At 35.2% G+C, this 18149-nt stretch carries 15 protein-coding genes and 1 tRNA gene; 7 read left to right on the top strand and 9 right to left on the bottom strand.

Features of this window, described 5'->3' with window-relative positions; genetic code table 11:
- Positions 1–25: 25 nt before the first annotated feature.
- Together ACMA47_RS21880 and ACMA47_RS21875 are read right to left on the bottom strand one after the other, a co-directional pair.
- Positions 26–856, bottom strand: coding sequence for an SOS response-associated peptidase (locus ACMA47_RS21880; protein WP_413931484.1), 831 nt, complete (start codon positions 854–856; stop codon positions 26–28).
- 4 nt (positions 857–860) lie between these two features.
- The gene (locus tag ACMA47_RS21875; protein WP_413931483.1) at positions 861–1094 is read right to left on the bottom strand and encodes a hypothetical protein; all 234 of its coding nucleotides are present in this window, start codon (positions 1092–1094) and stop codon (positions 861–863) included.
- A gap of 197 nt (positions 1095–1291) precedes the next feature.
- Between ACMA47_RS21875 and ACMA47_RS21870 the strand changes: the two genes are divergently transcribed.
- The gene (locus ACMA47_RS21870) at positions 1292–1522 is read left to right on the top strand and encodes a hypothetical protein (protein ID WP_413931482.1); all 231 of its coding nucleotides are present in this window, start codon (positions 1292–1294) and stop codon (positions 1520–1522) included.
- 114 nt (positions 1523–1636) lie between these two features.
- Positions 1637–3208, top strand: coding sequence for a recombinase family protein (locus ACMA47_RS21865; protein ID WP_413931481.1), 1572 nt, complete (start codon positions 1637–1639; stop codon positions 3206–3208).
- On the opposite strand, the gene ACMA47_RS21860 is transcribed toward ACMA47_RS21865, so the two are convergent.
- Positions 3174–3247, bottom strand: a tRNA-Arg gene (locus ACMA47_RS21860). The genes ACMA47_RS21865 and ACMA47_RS21860 overlap by 35 nt on opposite strands.
- A 59-nt stretch (positions 3248–3306) precedes the next feature.
- Between ACMA47_RS21860 and ACMA47_RS21855 the strand changes: the two genes are divergently transcribed.
- Genes ACMA47_RS21855 through ACMA47_RS21845 form a run of 3 tightly spaced genes read left to right on the top strand, consistent with a single transcriptional unit; the run spans position 3307 to position 7085 of the window.
- Positions 3307–4353 (top strand): ABC transporter substrate-binding protein, encoded by a 1047-nt coding sequence (locus ACMA47_RS21855; protein ID WP_413931480.1) that lies wholly within the window; start codon positions 3307–3309, stop codon positions 4351–4353.
- 43 nt (positions 4354–4396) lie between these two features.
- The gene (gene mtgA, locus ACMA47_RS21850) at positions 4397–5041 is read left to right on the top strand and encodes a monofunctional biosynthetic peptidoglycan transglycosylase (protein ID WP_034699571.1); all 645 of its coding nucleotides are present in this window, start codon (positions 4397–4399) and stop codon (positions 5039–5041) included.
- A 13-nt stretch (positions 5042–5054) separates the two neighbouring features.
- A complete protein-coding gene (locus ACMA47_RS21845; protein ID WP_413931479.1) occupies positions 5055–7085 on the top strand; it encodes a recombinase in 2031 nt (676 codons plus the stop codon).
- A 50-nt stretch (positions 7086–7135) separates the two neighbouring features.
- On the opposite strand, the gene ACMA47_RS21840 is transcribed toward ACMA47_RS21845, so the two are convergent.
- The 5 genes from ACMA47_RS21840 to ACMA47_RS21820 all read right to left on the bottom strand — a co-directional run bounded on the left by ACMA47_RS21840 (position 7136) and on the right by ACMA47_RS21820 (position 10117).
- The gene (locus ACMA47_RS21840; protein WP_157885754.1) at positions 7136–7303 is read right to left on the bottom strand and encodes a hypothetical protein; all 168 of its coding nucleotides are present in this window, start codon (positions 7301–7303) and stop codon (positions 7136–7138) included.
- Between the two features lie 100 nt (positions 7304–7403).
- Positions 7404–7697 (bottom strand): hypothetical protein, encoded by a 294-nt coding sequence (locus ACMA47_RS21835; protein WP_034699575.1) that lies wholly within the window; start codon positions 7695–7697, stop codon positions 7404–7406.
- 66 nt (positions 7698–7763) lie between these two features.
- Positions 7764–8141, bottom strand: coding sequence for a four helix bundle protein (locus tag ACMA47_RS21830; RefSeq protein ID WP_413931478.1), 378 nt, complete (start codon positions 8139–8141; stop codon positions 7764–7766).
- Between the two features lie 137 nt (positions 8142–8278).
- Positions 8279–9358, bottom strand: a complete 1080-nt coding sequence (gene recF / locus ACMA47_RS21825; RefSeq protein WP_413931477.1) for a DNA replication/repair protein RecF — start codon at positions 9356–9358, stop codon at positions 8279–8281.
- 3 nt (positions 9359–9361) lie between these two features.
- Positions 9362–10117 (bottom strand): hypothetical protein, encoded by a 756-nt coding sequence (locus ACMA47_RS21820; protein WP_413931476.1) that lies wholly within the window; start codon positions 10115–10117, stop codon positions 9362–9364.
- An 18-nt stretch (positions 10118–10135) separates the two neighbouring features.
- Between ACMA47_RS21820 and ACMA47_RS21815 the strand changes: the two genes are divergently transcribed.
- Complete coding sequence (locus ACMA47_RS21815) at positions 10136–16051, top strand: alpha-2-macroglobulin family protein (protein WP_413931475.1); 5916 nt, start codon at positions 10136–10138, stop codon at positions 16049–16051.
- 156 nt (positions 16052–16207) lie between these two features.
- On the top strand, positions 16208–16696 hold the full coding sequence (eco, locus tag ACMA47_RS21810; protein WP_413931474.1) for a serine protease inhibitor ecotin: 489 nt from the start codon (positions 16208–16210) through the stop codon (positions 16694–16696).
- Positions 16697–16864: 168 nt separating this feature from the next.
- On the opposite strand, the gene ACMA47_RS21805 is transcribed toward eco, so the two are convergent.
- Complete coding sequence (locus tag ACMA47_RS21805) at positions 16865–18130, bottom strand: hypothetical protein (RefSeq protein ID WP_413931473.1); 1266 nt, start codon at positions 18128–18130, stop codon at positions 16865–16867.
- Positions 18131–18149: the final 19 nt, after the last annotated feature.

Here is an 18149-nt window from a genome sequence, read left to right as displayed (position 1 = left end):
TTTAAGATAGAAAATTGAACTTTATTCAATTAACCTCATATGTAAGTTCAGGGACATCCGCATATACAAATGCTTTTGTCGGCGTTCCAGTCGTTCTGAAATTTTTTTCAATTGTATATGCTTCCATTTCAGAAGTGTTGATCTGATAGGTTGCAAGTTCCGTGATTCGTTCCTCACTAAGATCTTGCATCATCCATTCCCATGCAAGTTCATCTGGCAACATAGTAGGCATACGATTTTTAGAGTTGTGAATTTGTCTCATTAGAGGATTTGCTTCTGTCGTTACAAGAGCCACGGTATCCACCGTTTCTCCTGTGTCCTTATCAGTCCAATTTTGCCAGATTGCAGCAATAAAAAAATAATCCTTGTTTTTGAGACCGATGTGATAAGGATATTTATCTGCTGTTTTGAGCGGTTGATTAGTTCTCTTGTTTAGACGGTAAAGATGTCTCCACTCATAAAATTCACTTGACAGTATTAAACATCTTCTTTCCAGCGCCGCTTTCCTAAACATTTTTTCACGACCTGTATTTTCATCCTTCATAAGCAGCTCTTCACCTTTTGCATTTAATGTTGTGTAAGCCTGGTGCCATTTTCCGTTCCCATCTTTATAGCCAAAACGCATTTTCTTAACATCTTCTCTGTTTTTTGTATAAGAAGGGATAAATCCCCATTCCATTTGGACGATATCGAAATTGCATTTATCTTCCGTTGGGCGTAAAACAGCAATATTTCCGTAATTAAATCCTTCGTGTATTTCTTGATCTAAAAAATCATAATTCATTACTGCTTTTTCCAAATCCATCAAGCGAATGAATTCGTCTCTTGAAACTCGTTGTCCGTTGTAATAACACATATGATTAAGTTTTTAAATGTTTACTAATTTCTTTACCGAATAGCTCTGCCTCTTTTTGTCTTCCTTGTGGAATACTTGTCCAGACTTCACCTGACCACGTTTTGGCTGAAGTTATTACCAAGGGAGCTCTGTTATCGTCAAAAACGAGACGAAAAATCTGCTGATCCCTTAAAGTGTGTTCGATTACAACAACTTTTAAGCCATTAACCTCGATTTCAAACTTACTGTTCTCGAACAAATTACCCATTTTATATAACATTACTATTCGCCTATATAAATTTAGCAATTCTTGCTGATAATTAATACAAAACGATGCTTTTGCATTATACGGAGCTTATTAGGAAAGTGTAGGTTATTTAAGGTAAGTTTTACACTGATTTAGATGTTGGCCATACAATGTTGGTAATTTTTCGATTCCTAAAATAATTATGCAGAATGACTACAAAAAAAAGAAGAAATGGAAGCAGTTATAGTGGGAATGGTTCAAATTTGAAAGATATTGGACCTGACCACCTTATGAAATTGGATGAGTTGCCCATTGAACAGTCAATGATAATGCTAAAAGAGGCAGGTATTGATGTGGATGAAGAGGAAGCAATTAAAATCATGGAGTTTTTGCATCTATTGGCAAGGATAACCATCAAGGAAATATTCTCTCCCGATTAAAAGTTTTTTGTAATTTTATGTAATTAGATTTTCTAGTAAATTTTTAAGGATCAGACGGTTGCTAGTTCTCTTGGTGGCACTTCTAATTTCATTACCAAATTAAATAACTGAATTATGATCGCAGATTTGTATATCCGAGTATCTACAGACGAACAGGCAGATAAGGGGTACTCACAGAGGGACCAGGAAGAGCGTTTGCGTCTTCATTGTGATAGGCTAGCTATTACGATCGACAGAGTAATTTTCGAAGATCATTCTGCCAAAAGTTTTGATCGTCCCGAGTGGAAAAATTATCTACAAAGTTTCAAAAGGAGCCGTGGATATCGCGAAGAGCGCTTAATTTTGTTTACTAAATGGGACAGATTCAGCAGGAATACCTCCGAGGCCTACCAAATGATTGGACACCTTAAAAAAAATAATATATTACCTCAGGCGATTGAACAGCCATTGGATCTAAGTATACCCGAAAATAAAGTGCTCTTGGCTATTTACCTGTCAACTCCTGAAGTTGAGAATGATAGGAGAGCACTAAACGTGACTAATGGAATGCGACGTGCAATTAAGGAGGGGCGGTTGATGGGAATAGCCCCTTACGGTTATGTAAACAAGTGTACTGAGGATGGTAGAAAGTATGTTGCCGTTAAACAACCAGAAGCTTCGAATATAATCTGGGCTTTTGAACAAGTGGCAAAAGGCCATCTTCCAACTGCAAAGGTGAGAGTGGAAATGAATAAGAGGGAGGGTAAAAATATTTCTAGTAATGCTTTTATGGTTGCACTGAGGAATGTTACTTATTGTGGTAAAATATATGTACGTGCTTATAAAAATGAAGAGGAGGCTATTGTGCCGGGAAAACATGAAGCATTAATTTCGGAGGAGTTGTTTTTAAAGGTTCAGCATGTCCTGAAAAAGAAAGGTACAAAAGATCTCAGATTGCCAGGAGGAAGGATAATCAATGAAGAAAGATATCCTCTCCGTGGTCTTCTGCTTTGTCCTAATTGCGGAAAGAATCTGACGGCGAGTAGTTCAAAGGGGCATACAAAACATTATTACTATTATCATTGTACCACAGCCTGTGGATTTAGACACCATTCTGATAAAGTTAACAAACTTTTTGAAGAAGAGCTTTCCAAATATGATTTTCCGATAGGAATCCTAGAAATATTAAAGAAGATCATCGTAAAAAATACAAAGTCTACTTCTGAGAATTTTGATGGTGAACGTAGTACTCTTAAGAGCAGAATTAGTGAATTAAATGATAGAATTAGTAAGGCACGGGATATGTACCTGTCGGACAAAATTGATGAAGAGGATTTTAGGGACATTAAAAATAGATATAAAGGAGAACTGGATGACCTTGAATATAAACTTAGCCTATTGGTAAAGTCAGAACAAAAAGAAGGGGTAGAAGATAAAATTAGCAAAGCACTAAAAATAGTTGGAAATATTTCAGAGAGGTATATTAAAGCTAGCCCTATAGACAAGCGCGCAATTGTAAGTTTGATATACCCTGAAAAGATAATTTTTGATGGAAACGATTTTCAAACTAGCAAAATCAACTCTTTTGTTGATAATATCTTCCTGATTAGGAGGGAGTTATCTAAGCAAAAAAAAGGGGATTTAAATTCGAAAAATTTAAACCCCCGTCTTGTGACCTCGACAGGATTCAAACCTGTAACCTTCTGAGCCGTAATCAGATGCGCTATTCAGTTGCGCCACGAGGCCGTTTGTTATCTTGTTGTTTAACGGTTGCAAATATACCACTTTTTTCCGTTCTTTGAAGAATGAAACAGAAAATTTTACTTTTATTTACGGTATTTTCGCTAATTGCCTGTAAAAGAGAATCAAAAATTTCGTCCTCAGATTGGACAAATATCTCAAATCGTACCCAATACAAGGAACAGGAAGGAAACCTGGAGTTGAAATCGGGGAATTTTACTTATAATTTTAAGCAGAATCAGACTCCTTTCAAGAAAATAATCCTGCTGAATGCTAGTATGGCAGGGTATATTTCAGAGCTTGGGGCAGAAAATTTAATCATAGGAGTTTCCAGTCCGGAGTATATTTTTTCAGATAAAATTCAGAATCTGATCAAGGAAGGGAAAATACAAAATGTAGGAAGTGAACAGAAATATGATGTGGAAAAGATCATCTCTATGAAACCGGATGCTATTTTTACCAATCACATTGCCAGTTTTGATAATACTTATGAACTTTTGAAAAACAATGGCATTCAGGTAATATTTCTGGATGAATACATGGAACAGAAACCTTTGGAAAAAACAGCTTATATTAAACTTTTTGGAGAGTTTTTAGGAAAAGAAAAAGAAGCTGAAACTAAATATCAGGAAGTTGAAAAGAATTACAGCGATCTGAAACAACTTGCGTTAAAAGCAAAAGAAAAACCTGTGGTACTTGCTAATGAAATGTATGGTGACATCTGGTATCTTCCTGGAGGAAATACTTCTGTGGCTCATTATATTTCGGATGCCAATGCAAATTACATTATGAAGGACAATAAAGATGAAAAAGCATTGACAATGAGCTTTGAGGAAGTTTATGCCAAAGCAGGAGGTGTTCAGTACTGGGTAAATGCAGGAAGTCATACTTCGAAAAAAGAAATGCTGGGCATGAATCCTTTCTATGGAAAGCTGGATGTATTCAATAAGGGAAAGATCTATACCATTGCAGGAAAAGAAAAACTGAAAGCGAATGATTTCTTTGAAAGCGGTGTGGTGAGAGCAGATTTGATCCTTAAAGATTATATAAAAATCTTTCATCCTGAACTTTTACCCAATTATCAGCTTACTTACATGAAAGAATTGCAGTAACTCATACTATTTGCTTATTTTTGCCTTTCCTTTTTATCAAGTTATGTGGAAAAAAATTAAACAGCTTATCTTCATCATTCTTGTTTTGAATGTAGTTTTTATCATCTGGGGTAGATTCTTTAATCCACCCATTACTCTTACTCAGATAGGAGGACTTTTTGAATATGGAAAACTGCATAGGGATTATATTTCCTATGACGAAATGGGAAGTAATGTGAAAAAAGCCGTAATTGCTTCTGAAGATCAGAAGTTCTTTGATCATGACGGCTTCGATTATACGGCCATTGAAAAAGCCATGAAATATAATGAGAAAGGCAAAAAAATAAGAGGAGGAAGTACCATTTCCCAGCAAACAGCAAAGAATGTATTTCTTTGGCAGGGCAGAAGCTGGGTAAGAAAAGGACTGGAAGCAGTGTATACCTTCATCATCGAAAAAGTATGGACTAAAGATATTATCCTTGAAAGATACCTGAATTCCATAGAAATGGGGCAAGGTGTATTTGGTGTAGAGGCTGCTGCTCAATATTATTTTGGAAAATCATCCAAAGATTTAAGTACTTCAGATGCAGCGTGGATTGCAGCTGTATTGCCTAATCCAAAGAAGTATGATCCAAAGAATCCATCCCCCTATTTAAGAAAGAAACATAATTGGATCATGAGACAGATGAGGAATGTGAGTTTGAAATAGTATCTTTGTACTAATGAAATTCTTTAATTCCAGCACAAATTTTGAGTCAGTTCTTAAAAAATATTTTTCTTTTAAGAACGAAACTCTTTCTTTAGAACCCTTTGCAGAGTTTTTAGAGACGATAAAAGAGGCCGATTTTACAGATGTGCTCAATTTTTTCAGAAGCAATCCTAATTTTGCTGAGAACTTTAAATATTATATCCACAATATTTTTAGAGGAAGACCTTTCAACCTTTCACTGACAGAAGCAAATATTCTTTCAGAAAATGCCTTCTTTCCGGAGCTTAAAAAAAGAATACTGAACAAGGTTCTGCCACCCGTTGAAAACGAAAATACGGTATGGTACATGATCGATAACGTCAGTATGAGGCCGAAGAAGGATTTAAAATATCTGCATAACCTTCCTGAAAATGAGATCAATGAATTTTTTAATATGTTGGGAGCTTCGGATTTTATTATCCGCCCTAACGTTAAAAAAGAACTTATTTTCTCTATGAACATCCTTTCCTGGAGGGTAACAGGAATGGCGATGGAAGTGGAAGTGGTGAGAATGGCCCCTCAATACAGAAATCTGGATAATCCGTTTCTTGCCCTTCAGAATGAGCTGGAAACATTGGCCGATGATCTGGTTAAAGATCCTGAATTACAACTGCATTCAAAAGACAGCCGATATAAGCAGATCAAAATCTACGCAGAACAATGCCAGGAGTTTGTGAATATTGCTTTTAAAAATTCTGCCAAATATGGTATCTCTGGGAAGATTAATCAATCTCTGTTAAAAATCCGTCAACAGACTGAAAGAATATATGAAATTGTTCAGTTATTGGTTATTGATACAGATGAAGATATTCAGATAAAATCTAAGCAGTTGATTTTTAATATTCTGAGTTATAAATCTCATAAGAATAATATTTCAGATCTCATCAACGACAGTACCAGGTTGATCTCACACCTTATTACCAATCACACTGCAGAAACCGGGACCCATTATATAACTTCTACCCGAAAAGAATATATGACCATGTTCTACAAAGCGAGTGGTGGTGGTATTATCGTAGGGGCACTTTGTGTTCTGAAAATGCTCTATGGATACATCCCGGGAAGTGATTTCTCACATGCCTTTCTCTATTCCATGAACTATGCGATGGGATTTGTGATGATTTATCTGATGGGTTTTACACTTGCTACAAAACAGCCGGCTATGACTGCTGCCACGATGACAAAAGTACTATCTGAAGAAGGAAATGCTCAAAGAAACAATACGGAATTTGCCCATTTGGTATCCAAGCTGTTCAGAAGCCAGTTCATTGCCTTTGTAGGGAATGTATTGCTTGCTTTTCCGGTAGCTCTTGCCATTATTTATGGATTGGATGTGTTTTTCTCCCAAAACCTTGCTGTAGAGCGTTCAGATAAACTGTTAAAAGACCTAGATCCTTTTAAATCAAAGGCTATTCTGCATGCCAGTATTGCCGGATTCTATCTTTTTATTTCCGGGATTATTTCGGGAAATATCGGGAACAACTCTGTGTTTTATCAGATACCGGAGAGAATTGCTAAAAATCTTTCCATCAGAAGCTTTTTTGGAAAGAAATTCGCAAAAGGACTTTCAAAATATTATGCTAAAAACTGGCCGGGAATCATTTCTAATTTCTGGTTTGGGGTTTTCCTTGGGGCAACAGCTCCGGTCGGAATGTTTTTCGGACTGGATCTGGATATCAGACACATCACCTTTGCAGCCGGAAACTTTGCTTTAGGGTTATATGGAAAAGATTTCTCTGTAGATTCCTATACATTCTGGATGTCTTTTGTAACGGTATTCCTGATTGGTTTCTTCAACTTCCTGGTAAGTTTCAGTTTGTCGATGTTCCTGGCATTCAGGTCAAGAAAAATGAATTTCGGACAGGTAAGTGAGATCTATAAAGAGATTTTCAGATACTTTACGAAACATCCGCTGAAATTCTTCCTACCATTAAGCTCTGGTCTGGATAAAAAAGCAGACGATTTGATGAGCAGTACCATTTCTAATAAATCAGAAGAACATTAATATAATAAAAAATGCTACCCACGGGTAGCATTTTTCTATTGTTATAGCTATTAAAGACAAATAGGAAGTAATGGGCATTTTGTAGGCAAGGTTGTCCAATAAGCACATTCGTTTTCATTAGCGCAGCTTACAGCACAGCAAATCTGTCCAACGCCTCCTCCCTGTATTGTTTTTAAAGTTTTTCTAGTCAGTTTTTTTGATGCAATTGATTTTTTCATGGTAAAAATATTTAATGTGCATTAAAAATACATATAAAATTGCATAGAATAAAATAATTTCAACATTAGTGAATTATTTAAATGAATTTGCGTTCTACTCCTATAATATCTGAAGATCATTAAATTTCTCTATTCCAAATTTATCCTGAAACTTCTTGAGGTAAAAGCTTTTCCGCATTTTAAAATCATGCTTCAGTAGAGGAGAATCAATTTTGATTATGATACATTCGTTTTCTATATTGACACTTCTGATTTCATTGAAAAGACTTTCATCAAGATATTCTTCAAGGAAATCTTTAATGTCAAAAGCAACTAGTTTATGTTCAAAACCATAAATTCTGGCAAAAGATTTTACCAGTTCAGAGGATTGATATTCACGTTTTTTCTTCTTCATAGTCGGGGTTCGGGGTTCGGGATGCGTGATTCGGGTTTCGAGTTTTATTTGGTTTGTGATTGTTGATTATTGTTGCGACTTTTTATTCCAATTTTCTATGACCCATTTTTTATAAATATTGATCTTTCCTCCGAATGTGTTGTATTCATTTCTTAATATCTCAAATTCTGAGGAAAAATTAGGGTATAATATGATGATTTTCTCCAGATGGTTAATTGTTTCATCGTTACTTGCATGGCTGTAAATCAGGAAGCGAATGTAATCATTTTTATAAGTTGATCTTCCATAGCCTTCAACAATATTTGTAATGACTGAGTCTGAAGACCTTCTTAATTGACTACCTAGTTCGAACAGTTCGTATTTAGGAAGAAGATGAGACGCTTTATGGGTTTTTAAAAATAAATCAAAAGCTTTTTTATAAATATCCAGATTTCTATAACTCATATCATTGGTGTTTTAGGATCTTAAGTTAAGACAAAAAACAGTTCGATGATAAAGAATATTAGTTTTTTACTTTATATCGACACCTACACTTATTTGCCTGCATTTAATACCTCGTAACTCGCATCTCGAACCTCTTATTAAACTTCAAAAATGATACTTTCCTCGTTAATTTTCTTTACCACACTTTCAGTACGCTCTCTATGAGTATCTGTAATGAAAATCTGACCAAAGCTTTCTTTATTGACAAGCTCAATCAATTGAGAAACTCTGGTATCATCAAGCTTATCAAAAATATCATCAAGCAGTAGGATAGGTGTCTTTTTGGTGAGTTCTTTTACAAGACTCATCTGAGCTAGCTTTAAAGAGATCAGGAAAGATTTCTGCTGTCCCTGTGATCCGATTTTCTTGATTAATACATCATCCATTTCAAAAAGAAGATCATCCTTATGAATTCCTTTTGACGTGTAAGTAAGCATTCGGTCTCTCTCAAGGCTTTCTTTTAAAAGATTTTCAAAAGAATCTTCCAGCAAATGAGATTCATAAATTACTGATACCGTTTCCTTGCCACCGGAAATAATCTGATAGAAATTCTGAACAATCGGGTTGAGCTGCTCTACAAATTCTTTTCTTTTCTTAAAGATTTTCGTTCCGAATCTGGTGATAGGGTCATCATAAATTTCAAGAGAATCTTTGTCCCAGGTTCTGTTTTTTGCAAAATATTTCAGTAACGCATTTCGTTGCTGAATGGTTTTCTGATATTGGATGAGGTCAAAAAGATATTCAGAATCCGTTTGAGAGATCATCGCATCCAGAAACTTACGTCTGCTTTCTCCGGAATCCGAAATAAGATTAGAATCGTAAGGTGAGATCATAACACTTGGCAGGTATCCAATATGATCTGCAAGCCTGTCGTAGCTTTTATCATTCTTCTTGATCACCTTTTTAGCTTCCTTAGGCTGGGTGATTCTGATGATATCCTCACTGTCTTCATTCTGAATTTCAGCATCAATGGTAAAAAAGTCTTCCTCTTGTTTAATATTGTTGAGGTCCGTATTTCCCAGAAAGCTTTTTCCTACTGATAAATAATGCAAAGCATCCAGAATATTGGTCTTTCCCACGCCATTATTTCCCACGAAACAGTTGATCTGCGGGGAAAATTCAAATTTTTTCTCGGAATGGTTTTTGAAATTGTAGAGGGAAAGCTTCTTGATAATCATTCGTCAAAAATACTCCATTATTACTAAAAATAAAAAAGGAAGTGCCGAACAAGTTTCCACTCCGAATGAGAAATAAGCGTCATCTCTTTTATTATCAGAGAAGTAGATGAGAATATAAGTTACAATGCTGGCCATAAAAAAAGATATGGCGTAAGATAATTCAAGATAGAAGATCCCAATGATGTTGCTGATAAAAACAAGTGCGTAGGCAATATATTTAGTGTTTTCTACCCCTATCAGCATAGGGAAAGTTTTTACTGTATCACTGTTCATATCCCGGATGTCAAAGGGAAGTACAAGTGCCGTGATAAAGAAAAAGCTGATCAGAAAAATAGGGATACTGAATTCGGGAAGTGTAAGCCAGCAGTTGACCAATGCCCATACTAATCCTACGTAGAAGACTTTCAGTAAAGGAATTTTCCGGATATAAACATCAAGAAAAAAACTGTTGTAAAGCAATCCCAGCACGACAATGATAAACCATTTCAGAAGTCTTATTTCATTATGATTATGAATGATTAAAAAAGCACAGATGATTCCAGCAATGGCGTTGAGGATCACTATTTTAAAAAAATACCTGGTATATTGATATTTAGTATACAGATAACCACTGAAATAAGTGATGAAAATAAGTGCAAAAGTAGGGAAACGGAATGTGTTTTGCTCTTTCATGAAAAATACTGCAAAAAGAGTTCCCATAAGGGAGACATAAATCTGGCTGTCTATGACGGTTTTTTTCAGTATTTTTAAGATGTTCATTTATCAAAATTAATATATATGAAAAGATTTTCCAAGATTTTTCTGCTTTTGCTTGTAATGCTAAGCTTTTCAACGGTACCCGCACAGAAATATTACGATACCCAATGGAAAAAAGTGGCTGATAACAGTGTGAAAGGAGCTTATAAATCTAATCTTCCCATTATTTTAGACATACAAAAACAAGCCATGAAAGAAAATAATGCCTTCGAGCTGATCCGTTCTCTGAAAGCGGAATTCAGTATTGTAAACCAAACCGTTGACGATGATCAGAATGATGCTGCTTCTCAGTTTTTCAAAAAAATTAAGGATGCAGAAGGCAAAATAAGCGGAGACGGAAAGCTGGTGTACAAAGTCTTAATGAATGGCTTTTTCATGGATTATTACAATCAGAACTCATGGAAAATAAACGGAAGAACCAATATCAATTCACAGGATGTTTCACAGATTGAAACCTGGAGTAAACTTGATTTCAAAAATTATCTGACGAAAAACTTCCAGGAACTTGATAAAGAAAAACCTGAAATGAAAAAGATCTCTCTGGAAAAGTATAAGAATATCTTTTCAGAAGCAGGAGACCTTGTTTATTTCCCGACCTTGTCGGATTGGTATGCAGTGAAGAAAATAGCGTTTTTATCTGAAAACAATATTTTTACCAAAAATGAACTGACAGAAAACCATACAACAATCAATGCAATTTATGAGGAACTGATCGAGCAGAATACAGGAAATTCCAAGCTGTATTTCATGAAAGAAAAGCTTACGGAAAATTGTAACTTCAATCATTGTAAGGATAAACTTCAGCAGCTTCAGAATCTTTTGAAATCTAATATAGAAGGAGATTATAAAGTGATGATCATGGGAGATATCATGGATGAGCTCACTAATCAGAAGAAGCCTAAAGAAGCTCTTGCATTAGCGGCACAAGCTAAAAGTGAATACCCGAAATCTCTTTTCCTGGAGAATATTAAAAGCAAAGAAGCGCAGATTGTCAATCCATATCTGACTTTAAAATATGAAGCACAGACGCAGAATAATCTTCCGATTCATTTTGTAGCACAGTATCAGAATGTATCAGAATTTACCCTGAATATTTATGAAGTGAAAGACGATTTTACTTCGTTAATTCGATATGTTCAGGACTCATATTCCGATACTTTTACCAAACTAAAGAAGAATCTGGTAAGGAAGGAAACATTCCAGCTTCCGGATCCTAAAGATTATCAGAGTCATAAAACTTCTTTGGAGGTGAAGCCGCTTCCTTCAGGAGTGTATGTAGCAGAATTTACGGTTGCAGGAGCGGATATGAAAGATACAGACTCCAGACAGAATTTATATTTTCTGGTTTCAGGAAACAAGATTATTTATCAATCCAAAACGGATAGAAGCCCTCTTTCCGACGAGCTGAAATTGGTAAATAGTGAGAATGGTAAGCCTTTAGCCAATGAAGGTCTTCGGTTTTATGAATTTGTTTCCAATAAAACATTAACTAAAATTGAAGGAAAAACCAATGCCAGCGGAGTATTTAAGCTTCCTGCTACAGATAGCAAAGAATATTACAGAACATTCCTGATCCAACAGCCTAAAACAAATGATTTCCAGATCATGCAGGTCTACGGAAACAGAGGCTATGCTGAAGATTATAATCCTAATAAACAAACACGTTCAACAGCACAGATTTTTATTGACAGAGGAATTTACCGTCCCGGACAGACTGTTTATTTCAAGGTGATCAACACGAGAATGAATAAGGAAGTTGAAACTGTTCTTTCAGGATTGAAACAAAAAATAACGTTATTGAACACCAATAGTGAAGAGGTTTCTTCACAGGATTTTACCACCAATGAATTCGGTTCTTACCATGGAAGTTTCATCCTTCCAAAAGGAAAACTGAACGGTAATTTTTACCTGAGAATAGAAGGGGAAAGTGCTGGATATAAAAACTTCAGGGTAGAAGAGTATAAGAGACCAAAATTTGAAGTCACCTTTGATCCCGTAAAAGAAGAGTACAAATACGGTCAGACTATTGATCTGAAAGGAAAAGCCGTGATGTTTTCAGGAGTTCCTTTGAGTAATACTACAGTGAATTATGAAATCAAAAAGCAAAATATCAGATGGAGGTATTTCAGCTGGTATCCACAGAATGATGACAATGAAAATTCAATTTTAGGCGAAGCAAAAACCAACGAAAAAGGAGAATTTGTTATTCGCCTGGAACTTAAAAAAGATGAAAAGTTGGAAGGGATACAGATTGATAATTATGCCATCAATGCTTCTGTTACAGACATCAACGGAGAAACGCAGACTGCTGATACCCAATTAAAAGTAGCTTCGGTTTCTCATTACATTCAGGCAGAAAACATCAGCAATATTTTTACAGATGAAAATGTAAAAGTGAAGGTAGAAACCAAAAATTATAATGATCAGAATCTTAAAAAACCATATCAGGTTAAGCTATCAAAACTGAGTGCTCCGGATAGGATTTTCAGAGAAAATTTCAAGTCTGATGTTCAGAATCTGCCAAAATATTCAAAAGAAGAATTCATCAGCAAATTCCCACACGATCTTTTTGATAAAAATGATGAGATTAAAAACTGGAAAACAGAAAAAGTATTGATTGAAAAACAGCAGCAGCCATCCGCTGATAATGCTCAACTTTCAACCAACCTTGATTTAGGAAAACTGGAAACAGGAGATTATGAACTTGAACTTTTCAATATTGAAGGAAAAGATACCATCAAAACTTCACAGTATTTCAGTGTTTGGGATAAAACAGGGCTAAAATCAACTCAAAAAACTTTCCTTACAGTCATTGCTCCGAAAGAAGAATTGTCAAGAGGAGAAAAAGCAAAAGTGTATGTTTACTCAGCAGTTCCTGATGCTTTAATCAATGTTTTTGTACAGGACGGATCAGGAAAAACGGTTTCAGAAGTTCATCAGATGAAAAACGGAATATTAGAATTTACGGCTGAAATTCCTAAAGATAAAAGTGTCTCAGATCTGAATCTTCAGTTTCAGTTGGTGGCATTTAATGATGTGAATACAGAATCTGTTTCCTTAAAAATAAAAGACACAGAAAAGCCTTTAAAAATTGAAACCGTAACCTTCAGAGATAAGCTTGAACCTAACGCTAAAGAAAAGTGGACGGTAAAAGTTACCGGAAATGATAAAGAAAAGATCAATGCTGAGGTATTGGCGAATATGTATGATATGTCTTTGGATCAGTTTGCTAAAAACACGTACAGCTGGAGAAAACTCTATACTCCATTTGTAATCGTTACTTCTTATGGAATAAGAAATTATCTGCAGCAGCAAAACTATCAGAAGAGATTAAAGTATTTCGAAGACAGATATATAACTGTTCCTCAGTTTAACTGGTTTGATGGAAATTATTATTCAATTTCAAGGGAAACTGTAGTAGGATTTAGCAATCAGGAAGGAGTGAAAGCTCCGGCTTATGCAATGCCGCCGTCACCCATTGCTGGTGCGAAATTTAAAACAGCAAGAGCTGCTGTTGCAGAAGATAGAATTGAGGTGATGCAGAATGTTGTTCCTGAACCTCTAAAAGCTCCGAACATGGATGCAGGAAAAGGAGCTGCAAATGAAGAAGCCTTGGATAAAGTAGCTGTACGTCAAAACCTGAATGAAACGGCTTTCTTCTATCCTGACCTGAAAACTGATGCAGAAGGAAATGTAAGCTTCGAATTCACTTCTCCGGAAGCACTGACAAAATGGAAACTGATGTTCCTTGCCCACACTCAGGATGCAAGAGCGGCTACCTTGGAAAAAGAAGTGGTAACACAGAAAGAATTCTCAGTAACGCCAAACTATCCGAGATTCCTGAGAGAAGGTGATGAACTGAATCTGCAGTCGAAACTATCCAATCTTACCGATAAAAAACTAAGCGGTTCTGCGGAATTACAGATTTTAGATGCCTTTACCAATGAAAATATTTCCTCGAAATTCGGGATAACTTCTGGAGTACAAAACTTCAGCTTAAATGAAAACGGAAGCAGTGCATTAACATGGAAGTTGAAAGTTCCGGACAATATTTCCTCCATTATCTTCAAAGTGGTTGCGAAAGCAGGAGCTTATTCTGACGGTGAACAACAGGCTGTAGCCGTATTACCTAACAGAATGCTGGTGACAGATGCTGTTCCGGTTTTTGTAAAAGAAGGAGAAACCAAAACATTTGTACTGGATAATCTTAAAAATAATACGTCTACAACAGCTTCTAATGTTTCCAATACGTTAGAATTGACTACGAATCCGATCTGGGAGATCATGTTTGCGCTTCCAAGTCTGAAAAACGATCAGAATAATTCTGCGGATGTGATCTTTAATAAATGGTTTGCAGACGTGCTGGCTTCGGAAATATTCAAAGCCAACCCGAAAATGAAAACAGTTTTTGAAGAATATCAGAACAAAGGATTATTAAATTCAAATCTTGAAAAAAATCAGGAATTGAAACAGTTGTTGCTAGAAGAAACTCCTTGGGTATTGGAAAGCAAAAATGAAGGCGAGCAGATGCAGAAATTAGCATTGCTATTTGATGTCAATACGATGAAAAATTCTATCAATCAGGATTGGGATGATTTCAAAAAACTACAGAATCCTGATGGCGGATTCTCATGGTATCCTGGCTATCCAAGTTCTTACGGAACGTCATTGTATATTCTTAAAAACTTAGGAAAAATCAATTCCTGGTTAAAAGATAATGTGAAAGATTATCAAAATGCAGATCAGAAAGTACTTGTTGCTAAATTGATCCAGTATGTAGATAATGAGGTGAATAAATATTTTGATGCGAAAAAAGGAAATGTCTGGAACAACTGGACAATGGATTATCTTGATACCAGAAACTACTGGGAGCAGCAATATCCATTGAAAGGAAAAGGCGCTACCCTGAAAACATTGGTAAAACAAAAAGCAAAAACAGCGAAAATCACCGACTTTACATTCTTCGGACTTCATCGTGCTGCATTATTAATGAACGATTATGGTCTGAAAGATGTGTCTGCTAAGTTGATGACTTATCTTAAGGAAACTTCTACAGATACCAAAACACAAGGGGTTTATTGGAAACAAAATCTGAACGATTGGGGATGGTTTGGCTCAAAAGTAGTCAACCATGCCGGAGCATTGGAAGCTTTCAATACGTTGCAATCTAACGACCAAAACTTTATTGAAGACATGAAAATCTGGCTGGTAACTCAGAAGGAAGTCAACTCATGGGGAAGCTCAAGAGGAACAGCTGAGGTGATCTTTACCATTTTGAATTCAGGAAAATCATGGACGGGAGCAGAAAGTGATAAAGCAACGATTGTTTGGGGTGGAAAAGAATTAACTCCTCAGACACAGGCAACAGGTTACGTGAAATCAACATTGAAACCAGAAGCTATAGATAAAAACTTAGCATCTGTAACCGTTACAAAACCTGGTCCCGGAATTGTTCAGGGAGGATTGTTCTGGCAGTATTATGAAGACCTTGACAAAATCAAATCTTCAGAAAACTATATTTCTGTAACGAAAGAGCTTTATAAAAAAGTGAAAACTGTGAACGGGGAGGAACTTCAGAAAATCTCTTCTGAAACTCCGTTGAAAGTAGGAGATAAAGTAACTGTAAGAATGATTCTGAACACAGACAGAGCCATGGAGTTTATTCATATTAAAGATATGCGTGCAGCAGGATTTGAGCCTGTAGATGTATTATCCGGATATCAATGGAAAAATAATCTGGGATATTATCAGTCAACCAAAGATGCCTCTACCAATTTCTATATTCAATATATGCCGAAAGGAAAATATGTATTTGAATACGATGTGGTCTCCAATGCATCAGGAAAATTCTCCAACGGAATTACAACGATGCAGAATTATTACGCACCACAGATGAATGCGCATACAAAAGGAAGTAATGTAACAATTTCAGAGTAACTGATCAACATAGAAAACTGTAGTAAATTTTTTACTGCAGTTTTTTATTTCTGGATTTTTAATAAAAATAGAATTAAATCGAAAAATCAAACAATTGTTTAATTTTGGAATGATTTTTGGAATTAATATAGTAGCAATTAAAAAAATTATTAAAAGATGAAATTTTCTAAAACTTTAATCACAGGATTAGTATTAATGGCTGGAGTAAATGCTTTTGCACAAAAGAAAGCAGAGAAGTTTGAAAAACTACAGATTGAAATGTTCCCAAAAGCAAAAGAAGGATATAAGCAAGTATATATTCAGCTTCCCGTAGCAAAAAATGAAAACGATTTGAAAGTTGAACTTTTTGTAGGAGCTGAAAAAATGTTAGACTGTAACAACTATTTCCTGATGGGAGAAATGAAAACTCAGGATCTTCAGGGATGGGGATACAACTATTATGAAGTAGAATCTAAAGGAGAAACGGCAGGAACACTGATGGGCTGTCTGGATAAAAAACAGACTAAAAAGTTTGTGACTTTAAAACCTGAAATTGTAAGATATAACAGTAAACTTCCATTGGTATTCTACGTACCGAAAGACATTGAAGTTCGTTACAGAATTTTACGCCCTGATGCTGCAATGAAGAAAGCAATTCAAAAATAAATCAGCTTATTATAATTATACAGAAAACTCCTCACAGCGATGTGGGGAGTTTTCGTTTATAATTGAACATTATTCTCGCAGATTTGCTGCTTATTCATCCAGTTTGTCATTCCGCAGGAATCCAGCCTCCAAAAGTAGGATAGAGATAATATGATAAAAAATGATTTGTCATGTCATCCAATGATTAATTACTTTAATATTCCAACCTTCAGGAATTCTTGTTATAACATAAGTTTCACCTCTAGAAACCCCATTATGGACTAAAATGTAAGTATCTTTTTTATCATCACATTTGAAAAGTTTGCTGTAAAAATGAACATATATATTGTTAAAGCTTTGTTGGATGTATTTGGAAAACTCTTTTGAAGTAAGAAAAATTATTTTTTTACCTAAAGTATCTGTTCTTCTTAGATTTTCGTCATTCGTTACAATAACATTATATTGTAGCATATCAATGAAGCTCTTTTTATTATTTGAAGTAGAATTATACCTTTCCATCTGTGAAGCAAAGTCTTCTTTAAATGTTTTTAAATTCACAATAAACTCAATGGTTAATGGATCAGGATTATCAATAAGATCGTATTCTCCATATAAAGCGGCTAATAATACTTTTGTAAAATCATTGTCTATCGTTTTGTATTTTGGATTATTGTCCTCAGAGTCCGGAACTCCATCGCTATCGGTATCTTTTGATAAAGGATCGGTAAAAAGTTCCATTTTTTCTTCAAGATCATTAAGCCCATCATCATCAGAATCTTTCATGATCTCATTAATATTAATAATAACCAGTGCATTTCTTCTTAATATCTCATATTCAGCTTCACCATGTGGAAAAGTGAGTGGTCTTGTCATTCTCACAATGTCTGCTTCAATCTGTAAATGATGTCTGTCTTTCCACAATGGAAATTGAGAATTGTTTTTAAAAAAATAATTATTATTCTTTTCCATTCCGGTATAATAATTCTTCCAGGTTTTTCCATTGTCCACTGAAATTCTCAGATAGTATTTCGCGTTAAAAGAAGAATCATTCTGATAAAGTATAGCAATGATGTTATTAAACTGACCTGTTTTAACAATTAAAGGCCACGGAATATTTCCATATTGTTTGGCAAATTCTATATTTCTAATAGAGTCTCTTAGTTTATAATGTCCTAAGAGACTATCTGGGGTTGCGCTACTTTCTGCGGAAGCCATTTTTGTTTCCAAAGAATCTATTAAACTTTCAGATTTTGAAAATTTTTTTAAATATTGAATAGATACGAACTTAAAAGGACGTGTAAGTGCTTGTTTTCTGGTTGTTTTATAATTATAAGAATATGGGTTATTTAAACTATCCTTGGCCTTTTTTAAAGCTTCACACTTGCAGATCTCCTGATCTTGTGCCATGGAAAAAATGGAGAGTAAAAAGAAGAATACACTGAGAATTTGTTTCAAAATATAATTTTTTGTTAAA

The organism is Chryseobacterium sp. T20 (genome assembly GCF_047345655.1).
GTDB lineage: Bacteria > Bacteroidota > Bacteroidia > Flavobacteriales > Weeksellaceae > Chryseobacterium.
The sequence above is the reverse complement of the archived record's forward strand: the minus strand, read 5'-3'. Positions and strand labels throughout refer to the sequence as shown.